This window comes from Clostridium sp. (assembly GCF_051650885.1).
Lineage (GTDB): Bacteria > Bacillota > Clostridia > Clostridiales > Clostridiaceae > Clostridium.
Genome location: NZ_JBOFRG010000227.1, coordinates 1 through 4,607, shown reverse-complemented (window position 1 = coordinate 4,607; position 4,607 = coordinate 1). Strand labels below are relative to the sequence as shown.

Here is a 4,607-nt window from a genome sequence, read left to right as displayed (position 1 = left end):
CAGATACTTATATTTCTAATGGACCTTTCCAATTAAAAGAATTTAAAATGAAGGATTCTTATGAATTCGTTAAAAATGAAAATTACTGGAATAAAGATGCTATAAAAATTCCAGGAGTTACTTATAAAATGGTAACTGACGAAAATACAGCATATGCAAGTTTACAAAATAAAGAATTTGATGTAATAAGTCTAGCAGATCCAGCTTTAGTTGATAAAGGAAAAACTGATGGATTAGCTCAAACTTTCCCTAACTTAGGAACTTACTTCTTATGTGTAAATGTAAATAACCATGCTGATAAATTAGATGCAGAAGTTAGAAAAGCACTACAAAATAAAGATGTAAGAAACGCATTAGCATTAGCAATTGATAGAGAAACAATCGTAACTAATGTTACTAAGACAGGACAAGTTCCTTCAGCAAGCTTTACTCCAGCAGGAATCAAAGATCCTTCAGGAGCAGACTTTAAGAAAGACAAATTTGATCCAAAAGCTTTCGATAAAAACAAAGAAGAAGCTAAAAAATTATTAGAAAAAGCAGGATATCCAGGTGGTAAGGGATTACCAACTTTAGAAATCATGTATAACTCAGAAGGAGCTCACAAACAAGTTATGGAAGTTGTTGAGCAAAACTGGAAAGAAATTGGTGTAAATGTTAAATTAACAAACCAAGAATGGGCAGTATTCTTAAATACAAGAAATAATGGTGGATACCAAATTTCAAGACATGGTTGGTCAGCAGATTACGTAGATCCAATGACATTCTTAGATATGTGGGTTAGTGGAAAAGATGGAGATCAATCAAGCTGGGGTAACAATGACGCTCACTTTGCAAATAAAGAGTATGATGAGCTTATAGGAAAAGCTAAAAAAGAATCAGATCCAGCTAAGAGATTTGAATATATGGCAAAAGCAGAGCAAATTCTTTTAGATGAAATGCCTGTAATTCCAATTTATGATTACACTAAAACTTATGGAATCAACAGCAACATTAAAGGAGTTCATGCATCAGTACTTGGACAAATTTACTTTGATAAAGTAACAATGGAATAGAAATTTAGACACTTAAGCTTAAAGGTTTAAGTGTCTTTTTCTTTTACAGATACATAAAATATAGATAGATTTATAAATAATTATAAGGAGAAGAAGATGAAGGTATCAGGACGAGTAGTATATGATAAAAATAGAAGTGGAACTATAGATGCAGGAGATACAGGAATAGGTGGAGCAAAGGTAGTTCTTCAAGATAAGCAAACCCTTGTAGGAATAACGGTAATAACAGACAGTAATGGAAATTATGAATTTAATAATGTACCAGGAGGTAATTATAGATTAGTCGAAGATAATTCACAGACAGATGGGACACTTTCGCCAGTGAATTTTACAAATGCAGTAGCTAAAGGAATTCCATCAGGAAATGACCCAGATATTAAATTAGTTCAAGGGGCACCGGTAGAAGCTACAAGAATGGACTCACTAACAGATAACTACATAGATTTAGTAGTATCGAATAGTGATTTGTTAAATAATGATTTTTTAGATGGAGCAATAAGAGAAGAACCCATAAATATTGGAAATGCAATAGCTATAGACCCTAATTTGCTAAATGCAGGAGATAAAGGAACCTTTGGAGTTAATCCACCAGGATATCCTAAAAATTCGAGTCCTGCAAATACTCTTTATCCAGGTCTTGTATCAGGTTTTCAATATCAACAGTATACAGCGGGAAAGCCGTCAGATGGAAAATATTCAATAAGCAATATTGCGCTTCAAGATTATGGATGGTGGAAACTTGCAAATCATACAACATTTGATGAAAGAGGGAACTTTCTTATTGTTAATGGTTCAAATCCAGGGGCAACCTTATATAAAGATACGGTTACTGTGAAAAGTAATACAGATTATTTATTTTCATCATGGATTATAAATATGACAGCAGGAATTTTTAATTTAGCACTTCCAAGACTTGCAGTTAAGATTAGTGGAAATAATGGACAGGTATTTTTTCAAAAAACATTAAATGATATAAAAGAAACAGCTATTCCTACATGGGTTGAAACAGGTGCAGTATTTAATAGTGGAACAGCTACACAATTAACAGTGGAATTTTTAAGTGATGGACCAAGTGCAAGTGGAAATGACTATGCTATAGATGATATAAGTTTAAAAGAGGTTAGACCTTCAATACCAGTTGTTGAGAATAAAAAAAGTGTAGATAAAAGTGAAATAATAGAAGGTGGGATAATAACTTATACATCAGTATTTAAAACAGATTTAGCAGTAACAAATTTAATTTACAAAGATACAGTGCCAGCAGGAACTACTTTTATAGCAGATAGTGTTACTGTAAATGGAGTAGCTCAAACAGGAACAAATCCTGAGAATGGAATAAACCTTGGAAACTTTGGAGATAACTCTGTTGTTACAGTAACTTTTAAAGTTATGAACACTAGAGATAAAACTATAAAAGTTGTTTTAAATACATCAGAATACGATTATTCATATAAAAGTGGAAGTGATAAAGTTATAAGTAATACTGTGACTACAAATGTAAAGTTTATAGAACTTTTAATAACAAAAGATAATGATAAGAAATATGCAGATATAGGGGATGATATTCTTTATACTATTGTATTGAACAATACTGGAGATGTAGATATAAATAATTTAATATTTAAGGATACAATTCCAAGTCAGACTAATTTTATAATAGGAAGTAGTACTTTAAATGGAGTTACAACTATGGAAGATCCAGAAAAGACTGGGATATTGATAAATAGCATAAAAGCTGGAGAAAGAGCAACAGTAACCTTTAAGGTGAAAATTAAAAGCTTCATATAATAAAAAGGTAGCAATGATTTTGCTACCTTTTTAGACTATAATCCAATTACATCATTCATATCGTACATTCCAGGCTTTGTGATGTTACTCATATATTCACAGGCTTTTAAAGCTCCAATTGCAAAAACATCTCTTGAGATTGCATTATGTGAAAGGGTTATAACTTCACCAGTACCAGCGAAAATTACGTCGTGGTCTCCAACGATTCCACCACCACGAACTGCATGAATACCGATTTCAGATTTTTCTCTTTTCTTTTGTCCATCTCTGCCATGAACATAGTGAGTTTCTTCAGGTAATGAGTCTTTTATAGTGTCAGCTAGTAAAAGAGCAGTTCCGCTTGGTGCATCTACTTTTTGATTATGATGTTTTTCAATAATTTCAATATCATAATTTCCATAAAGAAGAGGTGAAACCTTTTTTAATAATGAATTAATAAGGTTTATACCAAGTGACATGTTAGCAGATTTAAAAAGTGGTAATGTTTTGCTTTTTAAATCTATAAATGCTAAATCTTCCTCTGTGAATCCAGTAGAGCATATAACAAGTGGTTTATTAGTTTTCTCTGTAAGTGTCATAAGACCTTTTAAGGCATCAGCTCTTGAGAAATCTAGTAAAACATCATATTCTACATTAACAGCCTCTGGTGAATTAAAAACAGGATAGTTAAATGAGTTATCATTTCTATCAATACCAGCTACTATTTCTAAGTTTTCAAAATCAGTTTCAGCAATTCTGCTTATAACAGAACCCATTTTTCCTGAACATCCGTTTAATAAAACTTTTATCATTTTAAATCTCCTTAAATTAAATTAGAATTTTTTAATTCGTTTATCATTTGATTTTTTAAATTTTCATCCATATCATATAATGGAAGTCTAAGTGGTCCTACATTGTATCCCATAAGATTTAAAGCAGTCTTTACAGGGATAGGATTTGTTTCAAGGAAAAGAGAGTTTGAAAGGTTTAAATAATCTAGTTGTAATTTTAAGCTTTCATTTACTTTTCCATCTAAATAAAATCTAGTCATATTGTGAACTTCTTTAGGAATTATATTAGCTAAAACTGATATTACTCCTTTTCCACCAAGAGACATTATAGGAACGATTTGATCATCATTACCTGAATAAATATCTAAAGAATCACCACAAATAGCTTTTATTTGAGCAATTTGACTAATGTCACCACTAGCTTCTTTTACAGCTACAACGTTTTTTAGTTTTGAAAGTTCTTTTAAAACTGAAGGGGACATATTCATCCCTGTTCTAGAAGGAACATTATATAAAATAATAGGTGTATTAACTTCATTGTTAATAGCTTCAAAATGTTTGATAAGTCCCTTTGTGTTTGTCTTGTTGTAGTAAGGAGTGATAACTAAAAGACCATCAACACCAACACTTTGAGCATATTTACTCATAGCTATTGATGAAGAAGTACAGTTAGAACCAGTACCAGCTATAACAGGAATACGTTTATTGACAGTGTCTACAGTAAATTTAATAACTTCCTTTTTTTCTTCTAAAGTCATTGTAGTAGCTTCACCAGTAGTTCCACACACAACTATAGCATCAGTTCCTTCTTTGATTTGCCATTCAAGAAGGGTTTTTAATTCATCATAATTTATCTTGTCTTCAGTAAAAGGTGTAACTATAGCAACACCTGAACCTTCAAAAATTGTCATTTGAATTCCTCCAATTCTACTTTTTAATAATTAATTCTGCAATTTGAACTGCATTTAAAGCAGCACCTTTTCTAATATTATCTGCT

General features: G+C 31.3%; 4 protein-coding genes. 2 read left to right on the top strand and 2 right to left on the bottom strand.

Annotation, left to right across the window (positions count from 1 at the left end; all coding sequences use genetic code 11):
• Both ACRC28_RS10825 and ACRC28_RS10820 read left to right on the top strand, forming a co-directional pair.
• The coding region (locus tag ACRC28_RS10825; protein ID WP_438543460.1) for a peptide ABC transporter substrate-binding protein at positions 1-1,052 on the top strand (1,052 nt) is incomplete at its 5' end.
• Positions 1,053-1,148: 96 nt separating this feature from the next.
• Positions 1,149-2,840, top strand: a complete 1,692-nt coding sequence (locus tag ACRC28_RS10820; RefSeq protein WP_438543459.1) for an SdrD B-like domain-containing protein — start codon at positions 1,149-1,151, stop codon at positions 2,838-2,840.
• 35 nt (positions 2,841-2,875) lie between these two features.
• On the opposite strand, the gene dapB is transcribed toward ACRC28_RS10820, so the two are convergent.
• On the bottom strand, positions 2,876-3,631 hold the full coding sequence (gene dapB, locus ACRC28_RS10815; protein ID WP_438543458.1) for a 4-hydroxy-tetrahydrodipicolinate reductase: 756 nt from the start codon (positions 3,629-3,631) through the stop codon (positions 2,876-2,878).
• A gap of 11 nt (positions 3,632-3,642) precedes the next feature.
• On the bottom strand, positions 3,643-4,521 hold the full coding sequence (gene dapA / locus ACRC28_RS10810) for a 4-hydroxy-tetrahydrodipicolinate synthase (RefSeq protein WP_438543457.1): 879 nt from the start codon (positions 4,519-4,521) through the stop codon (positions 3,643-3,645).
• Positions 4,522-4,607 lie beyond the last annotated feature (86 nt).

Coding starts and splice junctions, on each gene's coding strand:
- ACRC28_RS10820 (WP_438543459.1), top strand. CDS start 1,149: ATGAAGGTATCAGGACGAGTAGTATATGATAAAAATAGAAGTGGAACT.
- dapA (WP_438543457.1), bottom strand. CDS start 4,521: ATGACAATTTTTGAAGGTTCAGGTGTTGCTATAGTTACACCTTTTACT.
- dapB (WP_438543458.1), bottom strand. CDS start 3,631: ATGATAAAAGTTTTATTAAACGGATGTTCAGGAAAAATGGGTTCTGTT.